2 protein-coding genes are annotated in these 1,372 nt (G+C 70.6%); one reads left to right on the top strand and one right to left on the bottom strand.

All coding sequences use genetic code 11. The features are described from left to right. On the top strand, positions 1-443 hold a 443-nt coding region (locus tag LQV45_RS32795), incomplete at its 5' end, for a hypothetical protein (RefSeq protein ID WP_230011795.1). Positions 444-465: 22 nt separating this feature from the next. On the opposite strand, the gene LQV45_RS32790 is transcribed toward LQV45_RS32795, so the two are convergent. Further along, on the bottom strand, positions 466-1,284 hold the full coding sequence (locus tag LQV45_RS32790) for an ABC transporter permease (RefSeq protein ID WP_230011792.1): 819 nt from the start codon (positions 1,282-1,284) through the stop codon (positions 466-468). Positions 1,285-1,372 lie beyond the last annotated feature (88 nt).

The following is a 1,372-nucleotide window of genomic DNA, read 5'->3' as shown; positions in this document are numbered from 1 at the left end:
CTCGTGAGGCGCCGGGGCCGTCGGCATCCGGTGTCGCTGGCAGGATGGATGTCATGGTGACCCTGCTGCTCGATTCGACGCAGCTCGAGGTCGTGCTCTCGCCGACCGAGCGTGCCCTGTCGTTCCGCAAGCGCAACATCGTCGTGCCCCGCGCCACGATCGACCGCGTGCAGCTGACGGACGACGCGTGGACGTGGCTGCGAGGCGTCCCCAACCCCGGCACCAACCTGCCCGTCGCCGTCGCCATGGGCACGTGGAAGTCGGCCGGGGGCAACGACTTCGTCGTCATCCGGCGCCGCAAGTCCAGCGTCGTGATCGACCTGCACGGACACGAGGAGTTCGAACGCCTCGTCCTCACCACCAAGCACGGCGTGGCGCTGCTGAAGGCGCTGCGCCTGGACGTGGCATCCGAGCCCGAAGACGTCGCCGACCTGGTGTCCTGAGCCGCGCCGCCTCCGAGACGCCTCAGTCGATGTCGCGGCGCCAGGTCGTGGCGAGGCCGATCGCGACGAGCACCACGGCGTAGGCGAGCAGCACGAGTCCGCCGAGCCACCACTCGAGCGGCTCGGCTCCGCCCGCGCCGACCGCGCCGAAGATCGTCTGCCCCACGAGGGCGTCGCTCGCGGCGCTCGGGAACCAGCGCGCCACCTCGCCGAGACCGTCGACCACGCCGGCGACGGTGCGGACGATCGGCTCGATGAACAGCGTCACGGCCAGCACGATGACGATCGCGGCCACCTGGTTGCGCACGACGGTGCCCACGCCGATCCCGACGACCGCCCACAGAGCGAAGGCCAGCAGCATCCGCCCCACGAGCACCCAGGTGTCGGACGAGCCGAGCTGCGTGTCGAGTCCGAATGCGGCGAAGACCCCGGCGCCCGCACCGATCGCGGCGATCGATCCGAGGATGCCGTAGAGCACGCCGACGACGACGCCGATCGCGAACTTTCCGACCAGCACGACACCGCGCCGGGGCGTCGCGAGGAACGTCGGTGTGAGGGTCTTGTGCCGGAACTCGGTCGTCACCATGAGCGTTCCCGCCAGCAGCGGGAAGACGTACCCCACGGCGCTCGCCGAGCTGTAGACGAGTCCGGCGAGGCCGTCGGTGGAGGGTGCGGGACCGGTCGCACCGGGGAGCTTGCCGGATGCCACGCCCCCGAACGCGAGGGCCAGGACGCCCGCTGTGAAGCCGACGTAGACCACGAGCACGATGCCGAGCACCCACCAGCCGGCGGTGCTGAACTGCTTGGTGTACTCGGAGCGAGCGGATGCCACGAGGCTCATCGCTGCACCTCCGTGTCTTCGGTGCGGGCTTCGACGGGCACGATGTCGATCACGCCCGTCGAGGCCACCGCGTATGAGGGGCGAGGGT

This window comes from Microbacterium sp. Bi128 (genome assembly GCF_918698205.1).
Note: the sequence above shows the minus strand (reverse complement) of the source record. Positions and strands in the feature narration are given on the sequence as shown.

Excerpts from the sequence above, each read along its gene's own strand:
- LQV45_RS32790 (WP_230011792.1), bottom strand. The coding sequence starts at position 1,284 with ATGAGCCTCGTGGCATCCGCTCGCTCCGAGTACACCAAGCAGTTCAGC.